This window comes from Zestomonas insulae (assembly GCF_016901015.1).
Classification (GTDB): Bacteria; Pseudomonadota; Gammaproteobacteria; order Pseudomonadales; family Pseudomonadaceae; genus Aquipseudomonas; species Aquipseudomonas insulae.
On the sequence record NZ_JAFEUP010000002.1, the window covers coordinates 183809 to 204109 of the forward strand.

The following is a 20301-nucleotide window of genomic DNA, read 5'->3' on the forward strand; positions in this document are numbered from 1 at the left end:
TGGCGCAATGCTAGCGTGGTTCGCCGGTGCGCACCATGGGCGCCGCGGGTGATGTGGCAGTGCGGGTCGGGCAGGCATACTCCAGTTTCTTTATCAGGGGAGCCGTCCATGTTGAACAGCCAGGAAGCATGGCATCAGGCGTTGCTGAGCCAACAGCGGCGCGGACATCGTAATCTGCGCTTCAGCCCAGCGCTGGAGGCGGTGTACGTGGACTATCGCCGCCAGCGTCTGACCAGCGCTACCCGGCGCTTGCTCTACGCGATTGGCGTCCCGGTGTTCATCGGGTTGCTGATCCTGCTGGATTTTCTCTCCCTGCCCGGTGAGGTGGCGCGGGCGATATTGCCGCTGCGCCTGCTAGGCATAGGTGTCTCCACACTGGCCGCGGTGTATTGCCAGTTGCATCGCGATCATCCCGGCCGAGTGGAGCTGGGCTATGTCGTCGCCTATCTGCTTTATGGGCTGACGGTGGTGGCGGTCGCCAGGGTCGGCACGCAGCACGGCGTGGGTATCTTCGTCGACGGCATGCTGATCATGCTGATGCTGGTCTACATGGTCTTGCAGCTGACGTTCCGGCAGATCATCTGCGCGTCCTGGCTGCTGAGCATTCTGTATGTGGTGTTCGGCCTGATGCCCGACGGGCAGGGCGGCAGCGAGCTGGAATACCAGGTCTCCACACTGCTGTGCATCACCCTCATCGGCTTCTTCAGCGTCTATCGCCGCGATCATGGCCGGCGGACTACCTGGCTGCGATTCGCGCTGCTCGACATCGCCCGCCAGCGCGAGGAAGAGGATGCGCGGCGCATGCGCCTGCTCGCGGCGGTCGGCCACGACCTGCGCCAGCCGCTGAACGCCATGGGGTTGTACGCCGAGCATCTGCAGGAGCACGCCGGGGACGACGAGATGGGCGACATCAGCCGGCGTCTGTCGGCCTCGGTCAAGCAACTCGGCTGCCTGCTGCAATCGCTGCTCGACTACACCAGCCTGAGCTTGCCGGGCGTGGTGCAGGTCCAGCCGCAACCGGTGGCCTTACGGCCGCTGCTCGAGCGACTGGCGGCGGAGGCCAACACCGAAGCGTCGCGGCAGGGGCTGGCGCTGACGCTGACCTGCGAGTCAGAGCTCTGGGTGCGCAGCGACCCGCTGTTGCTTGAGCGCATCCTGCGCAACCTGCTCACCAATGCGCTGCGCCATTCGCGCGCGACACGGGTCTGGCTGCGCACCGAGTTGACCGGCGGGGAGGTCACTCTGGAGGTCGGCGACGACGGTCGCGGTTTCAGCCCCGAGGAGCAGAGTCGGGCCTTCGAGGAGTTCCAGCAGCTGGAACGCAATCGACCCGGCGGCGAGCGGGGCTTGGGGCTGGGGCTGGCGATCGTCCGTCAGCTGGCGAGCCTGCTCGGCCACCCGCTGACGCTGACCTCGGCACTCGGCGAGGGCGCGCGCTTCACCCTGCAGTTGAAGCTCTGCGAGCCATTGCATACGGCAAATCCGACGCTGCCGACAGTGCCGGCGGGTGCGCGACTCGACGCACGAGTCTTGCTGGTGGAGGACGACCAATCGAGCCGCGAGGCCTTGAGTGGGCTGCTCACCCGCTGGGGCTGCACGGTGACCGCCTGTGCCTCGCTGGCGGAAGCCGAGCTCCAGTTGGCGGCGGCGAGCCCGCAGTTGCTGATCAGCGATTTTCGCCTGGGCAATGGCGAGGATGGCCTGCAGGTCATCGAGGCGGTGCGTCAGCGCATCGGTCGGCAGCTGCCAGCCGTGCTGATCACTGCGGACGTCAGCTCGGTGCTGGCCGACCGCTGTGCCCTCGCCAACGTCATGCTGTTCGGCAAGCCGATCCTACCGGTACGTCTGCTGCAGGCCCTCGCCGTGCAGATCGGCAAACGACCGACTACAGCAGCCCAAGTTGCCGCGCCGCGCTGACACAGGCGGTGCGGTTGTTCACCCCGAGTTCCTGGAACAGCACCTTGAGGTGGAACTTCACGGTGTCCTGGCTGATGTGCAGACGGCGACTGATCAGCTTGTTCGGCAGGCCTTCGGCGAGCAGCAGCAGGATGTCGAACTGCCGCTGGGTCAGGCGGCCGTGGGACCGTGCGGCCGGTCCGGGCAGCACTTCGCCGAGCAGCACGCGGCTGACCGCGTCGCGCAGCGCTTCGGCACCACAGTTCTTCGAGATGAAGCCGCGCGCGCCAGCGGCGTAGGCGGCCTGCACCTCATGGCTGGCGTCGGTGGCGCTGAGGATTGCCACCGGCGTTAGCCGTCCCTCTTGCTGCCAGCGACGCAGCAAATCCAGCCCGGAACCGTCGGGCAGCCGCAGGTCGAGCAGGATCAGGTCGAAGTCCTGTTTTCCGACGAGCTGTCGTGCCTCTTCGGCGGTTTGTGCCTTGTGAATGCGCAGATCGGGCGCCAGCGAGCCGAGCACGAGGCTCAGCCCGTCGAGGAGAAGGTTGTGATCATCGACCAGCAGCAGGTTGAGACTGGCTGGAAGCTGGTTCAGGAGTGCGGACATAAATACTGCCTTGCCACCTCATATTGTTGTCCGCAGCAGCGTAGTGCGGGCCGCGAGTAGGGTAACCGCCCGAGGTGGGGGGGCGGTACGGCCCGGTAATTCAGCGGGAGGCGAGGTAGGCGCGCCAGCTACCCAAATTGGTAATGGCTTTTGCGCCCTCCAGGCCGTAGGGCTCACAGATGAAGCCGGTCTCCCAACGGCCATCGGCGAGCTGTACCTTGCCCAATCCCAGTGGCGCCGGGATGCCGGTCAGAAACGAACCCAGCTCGGCGCTCGGCAGTTCCCAGACCTCCACCTCGATGGCCGCGCCACCCTCGCTGACGCGCACCATGCCCGGGCGGAACGGCGGGCCGCCGGCCAGCGCGTAGAGCTGATAGTCCGGCGAGCTGCGGGTCGCCTCGACCAGTCGGCCGCCGCGCTGGCGCAGTTGCCAGTTGAGCGGCAGGCCGTCCAGATGCGCGCCACACACCACCACGCGGGCCATGTCGTTGCGCGCGACCGTCGCCGGAGCGGCGAGCTGCAGGGCGCGCGCGCCGCTGAGTGGCAGGCTGGTGTGGCGCTGCAGCGCGTCGGCCAGGCCGAGCAGGTACTGGTCGGTGAAGGCGCGGCCGAACAGGGTCACACCCCAGGGCAGGCCGTTGGCCATGAAACCGGCCGGTACCGCCACGGCGGCGTAGTCGAGCATGTTCATGAAGTTGGTGTAGTAGCCCAGATCCGAATTGCGCTTGACCGGTTCGGCGGCCAGCTCGGCCAGGGTCACCGGACGCGGGTAGGCCGGGGTGAGCACGCAGTCGAGGTCGCTGAGGATCGCGTCGCACAGTATCTTCAGCGCCTGCAGACGGTATTGGGCGCGGAAGGTCTCGACGCCGCTGACGCTTGGGGCCTTCTCCAGCACGGCGCGGATCACCGGCAGCACGGCATCGGGCTGCTGTTCGATCAGCTCACCGGCGAGGCTGTAGCGCTCGGCCACCCAGGGGCCTTCGTAGAGCAGACGCGCGGCTTCGAGGAACGGCGCGAAGTCGATTTCCACCGCCTCGCCACCGAGCGCCTTGAGCTGCTCGATGCTCGCGGCGAACAGTGCCGGGCTTTCCGTGCAGCCGAGGAACTCCAGCTGCTTGGGCACGCCGAAGCGGAAGCCTTTGCGCGGGGCGCCGAAGGCGCTGGCGTCGTTCCACAACGGGTTGCTGCGGCTGTATTCGTCGCGCGGGTCGCGCTTGGCGGTCAGTGCCAGCAGTTGGCTGGCCTCGCGCGCGGTGGCGGTGAAGTAGGTGATGCAGTCGAGGGTGCGGCAGGCCGGCACCAGGCCGGCGGTGGAGATCAGCCCTTTGGTGGCTTTCAGGCCGATCAGGTTGTTCAGAGCCGCCGGCACCCGGCCGGAGCCGGCGGTGTCGGTGCCCAGCGCGAAGCTGGCGACGCCGAGCGCCACGGCGAGCGACGAGCCGGAGCTGGAGCCGCCGGACGGATAGTCCGGGTGCACCGAGTTCGGGCAGGCGCCGTAGGGTGAGCGGGTGCCGTTGAGGCCGGTGGCGAACTGGTCGAGGTTGGCCTTGCCCAGCGGCACGGCGCCGAGGGCGATCAGTTGGGCGACCAGGGTGGCGCTGCTGTCCGGGGTGTAGGCGAAGGCCGGGCAGCCCGCCGTGGTGGGAATGCCGGCCAGGTCGATGTTGTCCTTGATGGCGAACGGCACGCCATACAGCGGCAGGCTGTCGACGCTGTGGCCGTCGAGTACGGCCAGGTACGGCTCCAGCTCCTCCAGGCTCAACAGGTGGATAAACAGGTGGTAGTCGGGATTCAGCGCGGCGGCCTTGTCGCGCAGCGCGGCGATCAGCTGGCGCGGAGTGGTCTGGCCATCGCGGTAGGCGGCTTTCAGGGCATCCAGGCGCAGATCGAATTCGTGGGTCATGCTCAGTTTCCTTCTCGGACTGTCAGGCTTGCTCGATCATGCCCTCTCCCGTCGGCGGGAGAGGGGAGCAAAGCAGCTCAGGCTTCTTCCAGTACCACCACCCGCTGCCCGGCGCGCACCGGCGAACCGGGTTGCACGCGGACTTCGCGGACCACGCCGTCGCGCGGGGCGGTGAGGGGGATTTCCATCTTCATCGACTCGAGGATCACCAGCACGTCGCCGGCCTTCACCTCGCAGCCAGCCTCGACCTGCACCTGCCAGAGGTTGCCGGCGATGTGGCTCTCGATGGCGTGCTGACCGACAGCCAGCGGGGCGTCCTCGCCGAGTTCGACGACCGCTTCCTCGCTCTCGAAGTGCGCCTGGCCGGAGGCGATCCAGCGTTCGCGCTCGGCGTTGAACGCCGCCTGCTGCTGGCCGCGGAACGCGGCGATGCCCTCGGCTTCATCAGCGAGGAACTGCTGGTAGTCGGCCAGCGCCAGTTCGCTGTGTTCGATGCGCAGGTCGTAGCGACCAAGCGGGAAGTCGCGGCGAATCTGCAGCAGCTCGTCGGCGCCCACCGGGTAGAAGCGGATCTGGTCGAAGAAGCGCAGCAGCCACGGTTTGCCGTCGAACGCGGCGACCGCGCGGTAGCGGTTCCACATCTGCAGGGTGCGGCCGACGAACTGGTAGCCGCCGGGGCCTTCCATGCCATACACGCACATGTAGGCGCCGCCGATGCCCACCGAGTTCTCCGCGGTCCAGGTGCGCGCCGGGTTGTACTTGGTGGTGACCAGGCGATGGCGCGGGTCCAGCGGGGTGGCCACCGGCGCGCCGAGGTAGACGTCGCCGAGGCCCATCACCAGATAGCTGGCGTCGAATACCGTGCGGTACACCTCGTCGAGGTTGGGCAGGTCGTTGATGCGGCGGATGAACTCCAGGTTGCTCGGGCACCAGGGCGCGTCCTTGCGCACCGTGGTCATGTACTTCTCGATGGCCAGCTGGCAGGCCGGGTCGTCCCAGGACAGCGGCAGGTAGACGATGCGCGACGGCACCTTGAGGTCCTGGGCGTTGCACACCGCGTCCCACTCGCCGATCACCAGCGCCAGCAGGTTGGCCAGCGACAGGGTTTCCGGCTGGTAGTGCACCTGCAGCGAGCGGATGCCCGGGGTCAGGTCGATCACCCCGGCGATCTGCTTGGCTTCCAGCGCCTGCATCAGCGCGTGGCCACGGAAGCGCAGCACCAGGTCGAGTTCCGGTTGGCCGATTTCCAGCAGCAGATGGGTGTCGCCGGAGAGGCGGGCGACCAGGCGCTTGTCCTGGCTGCCGATGTCGAGGATCACCGGCGGCTCCAGGCCGATCGCTCGCCAGGCCACGTCGACGGGTTCCAGTGCCAGGCTCTCGGCCTTGCGCGCCTTGGCCAGGGCGCGAGCGGTGTCGATGTTGACCGGCACGAAGCGCACCTTGTCGCCGGCCTTGAGCTGGCCGAGCTGCCACAGGTCGGCCTCGATGATGGTCACCGGGCAGACGAAGCCGCCGAGGCTCGGGCCGTCCGGGCCGAGGATCACCGGCATGTCGCCGGTGAAGTCCACCGCGCCGATGGCGTAGGGGTTGTCGTGGATGTTCGACGGGTGCAGGCCGGCTTCGCCGCCGCTCTCGCGCACCCATTCCGGTTTCGGACCGATCAGCCGCACGCCGGTGCGGCTGGAGTTGAAGTGCACTTCCCAGGCGGTGGCGAAGAAGGTCTCGATGTAGGCCGGGGTGAAGTATTCCGGGGCGCCGTGCGGGCCGTAGATCACGCGGATTTCGCGGACCGCGGGCAGCGCGGTGCACAGTGCGGCAGGCAGTTGCGCGCCGCTGCTCGTATCGCCGAGAGGTGGAATGTGCAGCACGTCGCCGGCCCGCAGCGCGCGGCCGCCGTGGCCGCCGAACTGGCCGAGGGTGAAGGTGCTTTTCGAACCCAGGTAATCCGGCACCTGCAGGCCGCCGCGCAAGGTCAGATAAGCGCGAGCGCCGCTGCCGGCGATGGTGCCGAGGCTCAGCGTGCTGCCGGCCTTGATCGCCAGCGCGGTGTTCAGCGGTTGGGCGATGCCATCCACGCTGAGCGGAATCGCCGCGCCGGTGACCGCCACCACCGCAGCGGTGTTGAAGCGCAGGGTCGGCCCGCTCATGGTGATTTCCAGGCCGGCGGCGCCTTCGTCATTGCCGAGCAGGCGGTTGCCCAGGCGCAGCGCGCGGTCGTCCATCGGCCCCGACGGCGGCACGCCGACCGCCCAGTAGCCGAGGCGGCCGGGGTAGTCCTGCACGGTGGTCTGGGTGCCGGCGGACAGCACTTCAAAGGTGTTGGCCTGATACACCAGGCCTTCCAGGCAGCGGGTCCACGGCGAGCCGCTGGCGAACGGCACGTCGACCAGAATCTGCCGCAGGTAGTCGCGGTTGGACTCCACGCCGTACAGCACCGAGTCGGCCAGCGCCTGACTCAGCGCGGCGCTGGCCTCGGCGCGGCTCGGCGCCCAGGTGATGACTTTGGCGATCATCGGGTCGAAGTAGGGCGGAATCTCGCAGCCGGCTTCGACCCAGGTGTCGATGCGCAGCGCCTTGCCATCCGCCTTGGGGAAGTCGACGGCAGTTAACAGGCCCGGGCTCGGCTGGAAGTCGCGGCCCGGGTCTTCGGCGTACAGGCGGGCCTGGATGGCGTGGCCGCAGGGCTTCAGGTCTTTGCCCAGTTCGCTGAGCGGAGCCAGATCGCCGGCCGCCAGTTCGATCATCCAGCGCACCAGGTCGACGCCCCACACCTGTTCGGTGACGCCGTGTTCGACCTGCAGGCGGGTGTTCACTTCGAGGAAGTAGAAGCGCTCGGCCTCACTGTCGTAGACGAATTCGACGGTGCCGGCGCTGCGGTAGCTGACCGCCTTGGCCAGCTTGATCGCCGCCGCGCAGAGTTCCTCGGCCATGCCGGCTGGCAGGTTCGGTGCCGGGGTTTCTTCCAGCACCTTCTGGTTGCGCCGCTGCACCGAGCAGTCGCGCACGCCGAGGGCCAGCACTTCGCCCTGGCCGTCGCCGAACACCTGCACTTCCAGGTGGCGGGCGCGCTGGATGTACTTCTCGATGAACACGCCGGAGTCGCTGAAGTTGTTCTGCCCGAGGCGCTTGACCGCTTCGAAGGCGTCCGACAGCTCCTCGGCGCTGCGGCATACGCGCATGCCGATGCCGCCACCGCCGGCGGTGCTCTTCAGCATCACCGGGTAGCCGACCTCGTCACCGGCCTTCAGCGCGGCGGCGAGGTTTTCCAGCAGTTCGGTGCCTTCCAGCATCGGCACGCCGTGCTGCTTGGCCAGCGCCCGGGCGGTGTGCTTGAGGCCGAACACGCGCAGCTGCTCCGGGGTCGGACCGACGAAGGCGATGCCGGCCGCTTCGCAGGCTTCGGCGAAGGCGGCGTTCTCGGAGAGGAAGCCGTAACCGGGGTGGATGGCAGTGGCGCCGGTCTGCTTGGCCACGGCGAGGATCTTGTCGACCATCAGATAGGTGCCGGCGGCCGGGCCTTCGCCGAGGCTGAAGGCTTCGTCGGCCTGCTGGATATGCAGGCTGGCGGCATCGGCTTCGGAGTACACCGCCACGCCCTGCACGTCGAGGGCGCGCAGGGTACGCAGGATGCGGCAGGCGATGGCGCCGCGGTTGGCGATCAGGAGTTTGTCGAACATTGCAGAACCCTCGAAAGGGATGACGGGCCGTCCCGTCTTATTCGTCTGCACCACGGTCGTCCGTGGCTGAAAGGCTTTTCCCCTTCTCCATTCGGGAGAGGGTTGTTGCTACTCGGATTAGCCCCCTCGCCCTCTGGGAGAGGGCTGGGGTGAGGGGCCCAGCTATCGGTCTGGCCTGGTCTCCCTCACCCCCGGCCCCTCTCCCGGTGGGAGAGGGGAGGAGGCGGGTAGGCATTGTCCCGAGCGGCTCTGGCACAACCGGAACAACCACTCGCGCAGCCGCTTCAGTCCCATACCAGCACCTCGGCCGGAGTCGGGTTGTAGGCGTTGCACGGGTTGTTCAGCTGCGGGCAGTTGGAGATCAGCACGATGACGTCCATGTGTGCCTTCAGCTCGACGTACTTGCCCGGCGCGGAGATGCCGTCCTCGAAGGTCAGGCCGCCTTCCGGGGTGACCGGTACGTTCATGAAGAAGTTGATGTTGGCGCCGATGTCGCGCTTCTCCAGGCGGCCGTCGTGCAGGCTGGCGCGCAGGAAGTTGTCGCGGCAGCTGTGCATGTAGCGCTTGTCCAGGGCGTAGCGCACGGTGTTGCTCTCCTGCGCGCAGGCGCCGCCGAGGGTGTCGTGGCGGCCGCAGGTGTCGGCGCTGATGGTCAGCAGCGGGTTGCCCAGGTTGGAGTAGAGGACGGTGCCGGTGGTCAGGTAGACGTTGTTCTGCTTGCGCAGGGTGCGCTGCGGGTCGTAGCGCTCGCGCGGGTTGCGGGCGCTGTAGAACAGGGTGTCGACCGCCTGGTTGCCTTCCAGGTCGAGCAGGCGCACGGTTTGCCCGGCCTTCACTTCGCAGAGGAACGGCTCGCCGGCGGGGATCACGTGGCGATACACGGCGGCTTCGGGGTGTTTGTCGCTGGCGGTAAGGGTCATCGGCAGTTTTCTCCTGATTGTTCATTGGGTTCCCGCCTTCGCGGGAATGACGGTCTGCTGGGTTCTGTCGTCATCCCCGCGAAGGCGGGGACCCAATCAAATGAACAGGCGTTCGGTGTTGTGGAAGCCGCGGCCGTTTTCCGGGCGCGAGGTGCGGCAGAGGATGCTGATGCCGTCGCTCTCGACGCGGCTCCAGGTCAGCTGCACCGGCTTCGGCGCGTACTGCGGGTTGGGATCGAGGGGGTGCTGCAGGGCGGTGAGCACCACCAGGGTGTCCATCGGCGCGTACAGCTCGACGTAGTCGCCGGCCTTGGAGTTGCCCGGCTCGAAGTGGAAGCAGCCGTCGCGGTCCACGCTGACCTTGCTGAACAGGTTCAGCGCCATCAGCAGGTCCTGCAGGTTGAGGTTCCACTTGCCCATTTCCACCAGCAGGTTGTCCACGCCGTTGCGGAAGTAGCCGTTGCGCAGTTCCTGGTAGCGACCGGCGCCGTACTTCTCGGCGACTTCGGCGGCGTTCAGCACGCCGCCGAAGCTGTCGTGCCAGCCGCAGGTATCGGCGGTGATCGCCGCCAGCACGCGGCCCATGTCCGAGTACAGGCAGTGGCCCTCGGTGAGCTTGGCGGTGTGCTGGCACTTGAGGGTGTCCGGCAGGTTCAGGCGCTCGCTTTTTTCCTCGGCGCTGAGCAGCAGCACGCTGACGTTGGCGCCGCCTTCCAGATCGGTGAGGCGCAGCACTTGGCCGCGCTTGAGGACGAACGAGGTGTGGCCGCCGCCGGGGACGGTTTCTTCATACAGGGTCGGGCGCAGGGCGAGAGAGGCCGTCATGCTCAGGCTCCTTGAAAGGCAGGTTGCAGGTGGCCGGTGACATGCGCCGGCAGGGCGTCGACGGCGGCGCGCGCGGCGCGGCGGTCGCTGTTCAGGGGAATGTCGTAGGTGATCCGCGCGCCATAGGCGTTCGGTGCGTGCGGGTCGTGGCGCAGCTTGTCGAACACCAGGATGCGCGTGCCGAGGCTGAAGCCTTCGGAGAGGTCGTGGGTGACCATAAACACGGTCAGCTGGGTCTCGTGCCACAGGCCGAGCAGCAGTTCGTGCATGTCCTTGCGGATGCCCGGGTCGAGCGCACCGAACGGTTCGTCGAGGAGCAGTACGCGCGGCTTGGTGATCAGCGCCTGGGCAATCGCCAGGCGCTGCTGCATGCCGCCGGACAGCGCGCTCGGGTACTTGTCCAGGGCGTGGCCGAGGCCGACTTTCTGCAGCAGCGCGGCGGCCTGTTCGCGGGCCTCGCGTTTGGCGGCGCCGAACAGCCGGCCGAACAGCGGCGAGCGCGGCAGCTCCAGGCCGATGGCCACGTTGTCGAGCACGGTCAGGTGCGGGAACACCGAGTAGCGCTGGAACACCACGCCGCGGCTGGCATCCGGTTCGCCGGCCAGCGGCTGGCCATCGAGAAGGATCTGCCCGCGGCTGGCGCGTTCCTGGCCGAGCAGCAGGCGCAGGAAGGTCGACTTGCCGCAGCCGGACGCGCCGACCAGGGTGCAGAACTCGCCCTCGGCGATGTCCAGGTTGAGGTTCTCCAACACGGTCTGGTCGCCGTACTGTTGCCAGACGTTTTTGACTTGGATGAAGGCGCCGGCGGATTTCACGGTGCTCATGCCTTGGCTCCTTCGTACCAGGGGAACGCCAGCTGGGTGACGCGGCGCAGGCCGAGGTCCATCAGCCAGGCGAGCAGGGTGATCCACACCACGTAGGGGAGGATCACGTCCATCGCCATGTAGCGGCGCACCAGGAAGATCCGATAGCCAAGGCCGTCGGTGCTGGCGATGGCTTCGGCGGCGATCAGGTACAGCCAGGCCGAGCCGAGCATCAGGCGCAGCGAGATCAGCAGGCGCGGCAGCAGTTGCGGCAGCACCACGCGGAGGATCAGGGTCCAGGTGCTAGCGCCGAGGGTCTGCGCCTTGATGAGGATTTCCTTGGGGATTTCCCGGGCACGCTGTTCGATGTCGCGGGCGATGCAGGGGGTGATGCCGAAGACGATCAGCATCACCTTGGACAGCTCGCCGAGGCCGAACACGATGAACAGGATCGGCAGCACGGCCAGCGGCGGAATCATCGACAACACGGTGAGTAGCGGCGACAGCGGGGCGCCGAACAGCGGCAAGGTGCCCGAGGCCAGGCCCAGGCACAGGCCGGCGAGGGCGGCGACGCCCAGGCCGATGCCGAGGCGGGTCAGGCTGGACGCGGTGTCCTGCCAGAACAGGTACTGGCCGCTGCGCTTGTCCTCGGTGAAGGCCAGGCGTTCGACGGCATCGGCCATCTGCGCGGCGCTGGGCAGCAGCTTGTCGTTGGGGTTCTCCGTCAGCCGCGCCGCCGAGCCCGTGAAATAGACGAACAGCAGCAGGGCGAACGGCAGGATCAGCAACAGCAGGCGGCTGGGGCGATCCGGGTGGCGGTTGATCAGGCGCATGAGGCTACCTCGTGTTGCTGGTGTCTGGATCCCCGCCTGCGCGGGGATGACGGGGATTGCCTGGTCGGCAGCGTCGTCCCCGCGAAGGCGGGGACCCAATAAACGTGGAGCGGGTATCTAGCTGAGCTGGAGTTCAGAGTTTTCCTTCGGCCGCCAGCTGCACATAGCTCGGATCGAAGCGCAGCTTGACGTTGCTCTTGTCGCCGGTGACCACGTCGCGGGCGAAGCTCATGCCCACCGCGGTGGCGTCTTTCGCGCCTTCGCCGAGCAGGCCGTGGCTGAAGGAGAACTCGGCGACCTTGGTCATGGTGGCCGGCAGTTTCGGGCTGGTGGCGAACTCCAGGGTTTCCTTCGGCGTGTAGAACAGCTTGGTGGTGGCCAGCTGCGCCTGGAAGCCGGCGAGGTCGGTGCCGGAGGCCTTGGCCATGTGCTCGAGGGCGGCCTGGCCTTCGGCGCTGCCGCTGTTCATCAGGGCGAGGATTTCGAACCAGGCGCCGGTCAGGGCTTTGCCCAGCGCCGGGTTGTCTTTGAGGGTCTCGGTGTTGACCACCATCATGTCCATGATCTCGCCGGGGATCTTGCTGGAGTCGAACACTTCGCTGACGCCGGGCTTGGCCTTGATCTCGGCGAGCATCGGGTTCCAGGTGGCGGCGGCTTGCACGTCGCTGGTGTTGAAGGCGCTGGCGATGTCGGCGTCGGAGGTGTTCACCACCTTGACGTCCTTCTCGCTGAGACCAGCCTTTTCCAAGGCGCGGGCGAGGAAGTAGTGGGAGACGGACAGCTCGACCAGGTTGATCGGCATGCCTTTCAGGTCGGCGAGTTTCTTGCCTTCGCCCTTGATCACCAGGCCGTCGTTGCCGTTGGAGAAGTCGCCGACGATCAGCGCGGTGGAGTCGACGCCGCCGGCGGCCGGAATGGTCAGCGCATCCATGTTGGTCATGGTGCAGCCGTCGAACTGGCCGGCACTGTACTGGTTGATCGACTCGACGTAGTCGTTGAGCTGGGTGACCTCGATCTCGATCCCGTACTTCTTCGCCCACTTGTCGACGATGCCCTTGCTGGCGCCGTACTCCCAGGGCATCCAGCCGGCGTAGATGGTCCAGCAGACGTTGAATTTGTCTTTCTGCTCGGCGTGCGCGGAGAGGCTGAGGGCGGCGGCGAGGCCGGCGGCGGCTAAAGCGAACAGACGGGGTTTACGCATGAGGAACCTCCAGTTCGAGAAAAAGGCAGCAGGAGCGGCATCACCTGACTGGTCAGGGCGCGTTCTCCCGGGCTTTTGTCCCGCCGTGTAACCTCACTGGAGGTCGCCAGCTCTCGGACCAGTCACTCGCCTGAACGAGCCGGAACCCTAGCCAGCCATTAGCATGTTGTGGTGCCGCGACCCGGTCGTCCGGGTGATCCTGCACACCTGTCCCATAGCGAAGGGCGTGCCAACTTGCGCAAACCGCGCGGGCTGGCGGTTGCGTGGGGTAATGCGGGAGTACGACGGCGCTGGCTGCGCGCGAAAAGAAGGCGCGGCGCGCCATCCTGGTGCATGAAACAACTGGTAATGGAAGTTCCGGACCTGCGGCAGGCACCGGCGCTCGGGAACGGGGTCAAACTGTGCAGATGGCCCTGTACGCCTCAGCCATCGACTCCCCTGCGGTCGAAGGAGGCCGCCATGTACTGCCGATCCCTGATGCTGACCTGCCTGACACTGCTGCTCGGCGGCTGTGCCAGTTACGACTACTACGACTACGACCCCTATCCGCGCCGCTACAGCGAGGTGCGTAGCGTGCCGGTGTACCCGGTGTATGGCGGCCCGGTGCTGTATGGCTCGAATTTCGAGACGCGCAGCTACAACAGCTACCCGCGCAACTACAACGTGCAGCGCCACTACAGCGATCAGCGCTACGACAACCGCCGCTATGACAACCGTGGCTACGACCAGCGTCGCTACGATCAGCAGCGGCATGGCCAGCCGCGCTACTACCGCGGCCAGGACGGGCGGGTGTACCCCTACCAGCAACTGCGCGGGCATGACCGGCCGCGCTACGTGGCGCCGCCGAAGAACGCCCAGAAGCATTACCAGCACAACGGCTCCGGCTATCGTCAGGACATGCGCTCGGCGCCGCCGGGCAGCTACCGCGGCGGCCCGCGCTACTGAGCCACCACGTCGCCGGCGAAGATCAGCGCGCGCAGGGCCTGCGCCGCCGGTGACAGGCTGTGCCCCGCGCGGCTGACCAAACCATAGGCCGAGCCCTTGCGAGGCAGCACCTCGCGTGGTGGCAGGGTGGCCAGCTCGCCGCCAACCAGCGCCGAGGTCAGCACATCTTCTGGCGCGAAGCTGATCACGTCGCTCTGCCGCACCAGCTCCTTGAGCACCATGAAGTTGTCGCACTGGATATCCGGTAGCGGCTCGCGCCCCAATGTCTCCTGCAGACGCCGCGCGCCGTCCTCGGGCAGCTGCGTGGCGGCCAGCGAATAGGCGGCGATGTCAGCGGCGCTTGGTTCGGCGAGGGCCAGCAGCGGGTGGCCCGGCCGGCAGAAGAACAGCATGGGCCGCACGCGCAGCGGTTCCACGCTGAGCAGCGGATCGTCACGCAGCTCGCGGCAGTCGGCGACGAACAGTTCGATGTTCTCATTGAGCAGGCGGCGGCGCAGGCTTGCCCAGTCTTCAATAAGCAGCTGCACGCGCACCTTGGGATAGCGCCGCGCCAGTTCGCCGAGCGCGATGGGGATCAGTCGCGCCGCCGGGTAGGGGCCCGCGCCGAGGCGCAGCTCGCCGGCCTGCAGATTGCCCAGCTGGCTGACCGCGTTGTGCAGCGCGCGGCTGCCGGCCAGCAGGCGCCGGGCGTGTTCGAGGACGAGTTGGCCGTGGGCGGTGAGGGTGATGTTGCGTGCGCCACGGTCGAACAGGTTGCAGCCGAGGTTGGCTTCCAGGGCCTGGATGCTGCGGCTGAGGGCCGGCTGGCTGAGGTTGATCGCCGCCGCGGCACGGGCGAAGTGACCGTGTTCGGCGACGGCGACGAAATGGCGGAGCTGGCGCAGGTCTGTCATGAGTGATTTGCATCGGATATCGAATTGGAATGCATTGGAATTATTAGCAGGCCCTGCGCCATAGTGCGAGCGACTCTATCTCCAATAACAAACTCCGGAGCCGTCGATGATCCGTTTGTCCGTTGCCGCCGTCTTGGCTGGCCTGTCTCCCGTGCTGCTGGCCGCTGAGGCCATTGCGCCGAAACCGCCCACCAGCTTCACCGTCGAAGCGCAGAAACAGGTCCAGGCCAGCCTGCCATTCAATGACCGCGCCGACTACGAGCGGGCCGAGCGGGGGCTGATCAAGCGTACCGACCACCTGGTGATCAAGAACGACGATGGCAGCGTGGCCTGGGAGCTGGGCGGTTATGACTTCCTCACCGCTGGCAAAGCTTACGCGTCGATCAACCCGAGCCTTCAGCGCCAGGCCGAGCTCAACCTCAAGTCCGGGCTGTACAAGGCCGCCGAAGGCATCTATCAGGTGCGCGGCTACGACCTGGCCAACATCACCTTCGTCGAGGGCAAGACCGGCTGGATCGTCATCGACACGCTGATCACCCCGGCCACCGCCAAGGCGGCCTACGCGCTGGTCAGCCAGGAGCTCGGGCAGAAACCGATCAAGGCGATCATCTATACCCACGCCCACGTCGACCACTTCGGTGGGGTGAAGGGTCTGGTCAGCCAGGAGCAGGTGGACAAGGGCGAGGTGGCGATCATTGCGCCGGCCGGCTTCATGGAGGCGGCGATCAAGGAAAACGTGCTGGCCGGCAATGCGATGTTCCGGCGCGGCTCCTTCCAGTACGGCACCTACTTGGAGAAAGGTCCGCAGGCTCAGGTCGACATGGCCATCGGCAAGTCCGCCGCGCGTGGGCCGATGAGCCTGATCGCGCCGACCAAGCTGATCAAGGCTGGGCGCGAGGAAATGGACATCGACGGCGTACCGGTCACCTTCCAGAACACCCCGGGCACCGAGTCGCCGGCCGAGATGAACGTCTGGCTGCCGCAACAGAAGGCGCTGCTGGCCGCCGAGAACGTCACCGGCACCATGCACAACCTGTACACCCTGCGCGGCGCCGAAGTGCGCGATGCGCTGGCCTGGAGCAAGTACATCAACGAGGCGCTGCATAGCTTCGGCACGCAGGCCGAGGTGCTGCTCGCCTCGCACAACTGGCCGCGCTGGGGCCACACGGACATCGTCAACACGCTGGAGAAGCAGCGTGACATGTACGGCTACCTCAACGACCACACGCTGAACCTGGCCAACAAGGGCGTGACCATCAACGAGATCTCCAAGCGCTTCAGCGTGCCGGATGAGCTCGGCCACGAGTGGTTCAACCGTGGCTACCACGGTTCGGTAAGCCACAACGTGCGCGCGGTGATGAACAAGTACCTCGGCTACTACGACGGCAACCCAGCGACCCTCGACCCGCTCAGCCCGGAAGACTCGGCGAAGAAGTACGTCGAGTACATGGGTGGTGCCGAGCATGTGCTGCAACTGGCGCAGCAGTCGTTCGACAAGGGCGAGTACCGCTGGGTCGTCGAAGTGGTCAACAAGGTGGTGTTCGCCGATCCGAGCAATCAGGCGGCGCGTCAGTTGCAGGCCGACGCCCTGGAACAGCTCGGTTACCAGGCGGAGAACGCCGGCTGGCGCAACAGCTACCTGGTCGCCGCCCGCGAGCTGCGCAACGGTGTGCCGCGCAACATGCCGACGCCGAAGACCAATGCTGGCGCCCTGGCGGCGATGGACACCGGGCTGGTGTTCGACTTCATCGGCGTGCGCCTGAACGCCGAGAAGGCGGCCGGTGAGGAGCTGGCGATCAACCTGGTGCTGCCGGACATCAACGAGAAGTACCTGCTGGAACTGAAGAACTCGCACCTGAACAACATCAAGGGCGTGCAGCGCGAAGACGCCGGGCAGACCGTGACCATCGACCGCGCCGACCTCAACCGGCTGATGCTCAAGGAAGTCTCGGCGCTGAGCCTGGTCGCCCAGGGCAAGCTGAAGACCTCCGGCAACCCGCTGCTGCTGGGCAAACTGTTCGGCATGCTCGACGAGTTCGACTTCTGGTTCGATGTCGTCACGCCCAAGCAGGACAGCTGACGCGCGGCCAGCTCGGGGCGTGCTGGGTGCGCGCCCCGAGCTGTGCGTGTCGCTCTGTGAGATCCGGCCTTAGCGGCCCAGCCTACGCGGCCCGACCTGCGAGGCCCGGCCTGTGCGGCCCAGGCTGCGCGCCCCGAACGAAAGTGCGGACAGTCGCGCGGGTTTAACCGGCACACTGGCTGCCGATCTGTCCCCCCAAGGAGTGCTGCATGAACCACCTGTCGTTTGCCAAAGGCGTGCTGGCCATGTTCTGGCTGGTTGCCCTGCTCAATGTGATCTATCCCTTCAGCGCGCCGCTGCACGGCTGGCTGCTGGCGGCGGCCGGCATCATGCTGCTGGTGCATGTTGGCGAAGTGCTGCTGTTCAACCGCCGTCTGGCGCTGCGGCCGAAGCCGTGGCTGGAGCGTGTCCAGGTGCTGCTGTTTGGCGTGCTGCACCTGAAAAGCCTGCGCTGAGTTCCCCTCCGGCCGGGCGCCCTGGCGTGCCCCGGCCGTCCCCCAATCACCCGAACCGGCGTTGCGCGGCCGGGTGATCTCATTGTGCCATTGTCTTTTCGCGGCCCAGCCCGCACCATTTGCGCCCTGAGTTCCGGACCGTAGTGTGATCCGGCCAGTGCGTAACAGGGCGTCCGATTGCGGATCAGCAGTTCCCGAACCTCCACCACCGTTCACTGGCGCCGTGCTGCGCTGGCCACGCTGGCCTGCCTGACGCTGCTCTCCGGCGCGCTCGGGGCGTGGGACTTCGCTGAAATCGGTCGGCGCATCGAACGCCTGTACGGCCCGCAGGGCGACAACCTGCGCCGCATCGACGCCTGGCAACGGCTGCTCGCCGAACAGGCGGGCGGCAGCGAGGCGGCACAGTTGACGGCGGTCAATCGCTTCTTCAATACCCAGTTGCGCTTCAGCGACGACCAACGCATCTGGCGCCAGGTCGACTACTGGGCGACGCCGGTCGAGTCGCTGCTCAAGGGCGCCGGCGACTGCGAGGACTATGCGATCGGCAAGTACTTCAGCCTGCGCGAGCTGGGCGTGCCGGCCGACAAGCTGCGCATCACCTACGTCAAGGCACTGCGCCTCAATCAGGCGCACATGGTGCTGACCTATTACGAAAAACCCGACGCGGTGCCGTTGGTGCTGGACAACCTGATCGGCAGCATCCTGCCGGCCAGCCAGCGCAACGACCTGCTGCCGGTGTACGCCTTCAATGGCGAAGGGCTGTGGCTGGCTAGCGGCGGCAAAAGCAAGCCGGCGGGGGACAGCAAGCGGCTGTCGCGTTGGCAGGACCTGTTGAAAAAGATGAAGGCCGAAGGCTTTCCCCTGAGCGAATAGCGGAGTCGAGATGTCCCTGTTCAGACAATTGTTGATTGCCATCTGCCTGTTCCTGATCGTCGCCTTCAGCGGCAGTTTCATGGTTGGCCTGGAAAGCTCGCGCGAGCAGTACGTCAACCAGCTGCGCTCGCATGCGCAGGACGCGGCGACCGCCCTGGGCCTGTCGCTGACGCCAAACATCGACGATCCGGCGATGGTCGAGTTGATGGTCAGCTCGATCTTCGACAGCGGCTACTTCGAGAGCATCCGGGTCATCGACCTGCGCAGTGGCGCGGTGATCGTCGAGCGTACCGGCCCGGCGGATGCGCAGGCGGCCCAGGTGCCGCAGTGGTTCGTCACCCTGATCGGTCTGGCTTCGGCCGGCGGCGACGCCATCGTCAGCAGCGGCTGGACCCAGGCGGCGCGCGTCGAGGTGGTCAGCCACCCGATGTTCGCCATCGCCCGCCTGTGGAACAGCGCGCTGGGCAGTCTCGGCTGGCTGCTGCTCTGCGGGGTGGCCAGTGCGCTGCTCGGCGCGGTGCTGCTGCGTCGCCAGCTGCGCCCGCTGGATTACATGGTCGAGCAGTCCCACGCCATCGCCCGCCGCGAATTCCTCAGCCTGCCGGAACTGCCACGCACCCCTGAGCTGCGCCGCGTGGTGCAGGCCATGAACCAGATGGTCGAGAAGCTCAAGGCGCTGTTCCAGGAGCAGGCCCAGCGCAGCGAGCGGCTGCGCGACGAGGCCTATCTCGACAGCCTCACCGGACTCGGCAATCGGCGCTATTTCGACATGCAGCTGCAGGCGCGCCTCGCCGACGAAGACAGCCGTAGCGGTCACCTGCTGGTGGTACGCATCAACGACCTGGCCGGCCTCAATCAGCGTCTCGGCGGCCAGCGCACCGATCGGCTGCTGTCTGCGGTCGCCGAGCAGCTGACCCGCCTGACTGGCGGCGGCCAGCTGCTGGCACGCAGCCGCGGTGGCGAGTTCGCCGTGCTGGCGGCGGGCATGATGGGCGAGGAGGCCGAGCTGCTGGCGGCGCGCCTGGACGCCGCGCTGGCCCAGTTGGCGGCGACCGGTGAGGTCGATCGCCTGCCGGTGGCGCACATCGGCCTGGTGCCGTTCAGCTTTGGCGATGCGCCGCAGCAGGTGCTGTCGCTGGCCGACGAGGCGCTGGCCAAGGCGGAAAGCCAGGCCGATCGGCAGTGGGCGCGCCTCGAGCAGGGCAGCGGCGCCGGCCTCGGCGACGACAGCCACGCCTGGCATCGTCGCCTCGATCAGGCTTTGCAGAATCGGGAGTTCGTCCTGCATTTCCAGGCCGTGGTGGCCTGTCGTGCGCCGCAGCAGGTGCTGCACCACAAGGTGCTGTCGCGCCTGCCGGGCGAGCGTGGCGAAAGCCTGCCCGCCGGACGCTTCCTACCCTGGCTGGAGCGCTTCGGTTGGTCGGCGCGCCTCGACGTGCTGATGCTGGAAGAAGTGCTGAAGCAGCTGGCCGGTCACGACCAGGTGCTGGCGCTGAACCTGTCCGGCGCGTTGCTGCGCGACGCGGCGGCACTGGAGCAGGCGTTCGAGCTGCTGCAACGCCATCGCCAGTTCGGCCCGCGTCTGGTGCTGGAACTGGAGGAGGACCAGCTGCCTGAGCAGGCGGTACTGGAGCGCCTCACCCAGCGCCTGCGCAGCCTGGGCTTCAGCCTCAGCATCACCCACTTCGGCGGCCGCTTCAGCATGATCGGCAACCTGGCCCGCCTCGGTCTGGCCTACCTGAAGGTCGACGGCAGCTTCATTCGCGCCATCGACGCGGAAAGCGACAAGCGCCTGTTCCTCGAAGCCATGCAGCGCGCCGCGCACAGCATTGATCTGCCGCTGATTGCGGAGCGGGTGGAGACTCAGGGTGAGCTGGAGGTGCTGGACGCCATGGGTATCCAGGGCGTGCAGGGACAACTGTTCGGCGCGCCAGCGGCGTGGCGCTGAGGGAATCGGGCCTCAGATCAGCCCGGTTTCCTCGTCGTTGATCAGGCGGCTGATGCCGCCCAGCGCTTCGCGCGCCTGGGTCCGCGACATCAGTTTGGCCTGAGCCGCAGCGGGGAGGTCGGTGATGCGCAGGACGCCTTTGGTCATCAGCACCGAGATCAAGTCTTCGAGCACTCGGATCATGTCCAGATCGCTCTGCTTGAGCTGCAGCAGGCCATCTTCGGCGGCCTGACTGGCGAGCCAGGCCTGCACTTCGTGATCGTCCGGTAGCAGGGTGCCGGAGGCGCCCTCGAAGGACGAGGGTTCGACGCGGATCAGGTGGCCCTGGCTGTCGCGCTGGACATAGAACATTGCGGTTCCCTCAGTGAATGACGGTCGGCGGCCGGCACAGTGTGCCAGCGGCGCCTCCGAAAAGCTGCCACATCGGCCACGTACCGGCACT

16 protein-coding genes and 1 riboswitch are annotated in these 20301 nt (G+C 67.0%); of the genes, 6 read left to right on the forward strand and 10 right to left on the reverse strand.

Annotated features, from left to right (window positions below):
- Nucleotides 1-108: 108 nt before the first annotated feature.
- The gene (locus JQX08_RS06615) at nucleotides 109-1917 is read left to right on the forward strand and encodes a hybrid sensor histidine kinase/response regulator (protein WP_204915496.1); all 1809 of its coding nucleotides are present in this window, start codon (nucleotides 109-111) and stop codon (nucleotides 1915-1917) included.
- Here the strand turns inward: JQX08_RS06615 and JQX08_RS06620 are convergent.
- From JQX08_RS06620 to JQX08_RS06655, 8 genes are all read right to left on the reverse strand, one after another.
- Nucleotides 1886-2503, reverse strand: a complete 618-nt coding sequence (locus JQX08_RS06620; RefSeq protein ID WP_204915497.1) for a response regulator — start codon at nucleotides 2501-2503, stop codon at nucleotides 1886-1888. The genes JQX08_RS06615 and JQX08_RS06620 overlap by 32 nt on opposite strands.
- 100 nt (nucleotides 2504-2603) lie before the next feature.
- Entirely contained in the window at nucleotides 2604-4406 is a 1803-nt protein-coding gene (atzF, locus tag JQX08_RS06625; RefSeq protein WP_204915498.1) for an allophanate hydrolase, read from the reverse strand.
- Between the two features lie 77 nt (nucleotides 4407-4483).
- On the reverse strand, nucleotides 4484-8083 hold the full coding sequence (uca, locus tag JQX08_RS06630) for an urea carboxylase (RefSeq protein ID WP_204915499.1): 3600 nt from the start codon (nucleotides 8081-8083) through the stop codon (nucleotides 4484-4486).
- A gap of 284 nt (nucleotides 8084-8367) precedes the next feature.
- On the reverse strand, nucleotides 8368-9003 hold the full coding sequence (locus JQX08_RS06635; protein ID WP_204915500.1) for an urea amidolyase associated protein UAAP2: 636 nt from the start codon (nucleotides 9001-9003) through the stop codon (nucleotides 8368-8370).
- Nucleotides 9004-9099: 96 nt separating this feature from the next.
- Nucleotides 9100-9828 (reverse strand): urea amidolyase associated protein UAAP1, encoded by a 729-nt coding sequence (locus JQX08_RS06640; RefSeq protein ID WP_204915501.1) that lies wholly within the window; start codon nucleotides 9826-9828, stop codon nucleotides 9100-9102.
- A gap of 2 nt (nucleotides 9829-9830) precedes the next feature.
- On the reverse strand, nucleotides 9831-10652 hold the full coding sequence (locus JQX08_RS06645; protein WP_204915502.1) for an ABC transporter ATP-binding protein: 822 nt from the start codon (nucleotides 10650-10652) through the stop codon (nucleotides 9831-9833).
- Nucleotides 10649-11464 carry an ABC transporter permease gene (locus JQX08_RS06650; RefSeq protein ID WP_204915503.1) on the reverse strand — a complete coding sequence of 272 codons (816 nt, stop codon included), beginning with the start codon at nucleotides 11462-11464 and terminating at the stop codon, nucleotides 10649-10651. Before JQX08_RS06650 ends, JQX08_RS06645 begins: the two co-directional genes overlap by 4 nt.
- 133 nt (nucleotides 11465-11597) lie before the next feature.
- Nucleotides 11598-12665: a putative urea ABC transporter substrate-binding protein gene (locus JQX08_RS06655; protein ID WP_204915504.1), complete on the reverse strand. Its 1068-nt coding sequence runs from the start codon at nucleotides 12663-12665 to the stop codon at nucleotides 11598-11600.
- 62 nt (nucleotides 12666-12727) lie between these two features.
- A riboswitch (guanidine-I (ykkC/yxkD leader) is annotated at nucleotides 12728-12827 on the reverse strand.
- 297 nt (nucleotides 12828-13124) lie between these two features.
- Between JQX08_RS06655 and JQX08_RS06660 the strand changes: the two genes are divergently transcribed.
- Complete coding sequence (locus JQX08_RS06660; RefSeq protein ID WP_204915505.1) at nucleotides 13125-13610, forward strand: hypothetical protein; 486 nt, start codon at nucleotides 13125-13127, stop codon at nucleotides 13608-13610.
- Here the strand turns inward: JQX08_RS06660 and JQX08_RS06665 are convergent.
- A complete protein-coding gene (locus JQX08_RS06665; protein WP_204915506.1) occupies nucleotides 13604-14503 on the reverse strand; it encodes a LysR family transcriptional regulator in 900 nt (299 codons plus the stop codon). The genes JQX08_RS06660 and JQX08_RS06665 overlap by 7 nt on opposite strands.
- Nucleotides 14504-14609: 106 nt before the next feature.
- Between JQX08_RS06665 and JQX08_RS06670 the strand changes: the two genes are divergently transcribed.
- The 4 genes from JQX08_RS06670 to lapD all read left to right on the forward strand — a co-directional run bounded on the left by JQX08_RS06670 (nucleotide 14610) and on the right by lapD (nucleotide 19859).
- Nucleotides 14610-16583, forward strand: a complete 1974-nt coding sequence (locus JQX08_RS06670; protein WP_204915507.1) for an alkyl/aryl-sulfatase — start codon at nucleotides 14610-14612, stop codon at nucleotides 16581-16583.
- 209 nt (nucleotides 16584-16792) lie between these two features.
- On the forward strand, nucleotides 16793-17038 hold the full coding sequence (locus JQX08_RS06675; RefSeq protein ID WP_204915508.1) for a DUF1145 domain-containing protein: 246 nt from the start codon (nucleotides 16793-16795) through the stop codon (nucleotides 17036-17038).
- 177 nt (nucleotides 17039-17215) lie between these two features.
- Nucleotides 17216-17911, forward strand: coding sequence for a cysteine protease LapG (gene lapG, locus JQX08_RS06680; RefSeq protein ID WP_204915509.1), 696 nt, complete (start codon nucleotides 17216-17218; stop codon nucleotides 17909-17911).
- Nucleotides 17912-17921: 10 nt separating this feature from the next.
- Complete coding sequence (gene lapD, locus JQX08_RS06685) at nucleotides 17922-19859, forward strand: cyclic di-GMP receptor LapD (protein WP_204915510.1); 1938 nt, start codon at nucleotides 17922-17924, stop codon at nucleotides 19857-19859.
- Nucleotides 19860-19871: 12 nt separating this feature from the next.
- On the opposite strand, the gene JQX08_RS06690 is transcribed toward lapD, so the two are convergent.
- Nucleotides 19872-20210 (reverse strand): tryptophan synthase subunit beta, encoded by a 339-nt coding sequence (locus JQX08_RS06690; protein WP_204915511.1) that lies wholly within the window; start codon nucleotides 20208-20210, stop codon nucleotides 19872-19874.
- Nucleotides 20211-20301: the final 91 nt, after the last annotated feature.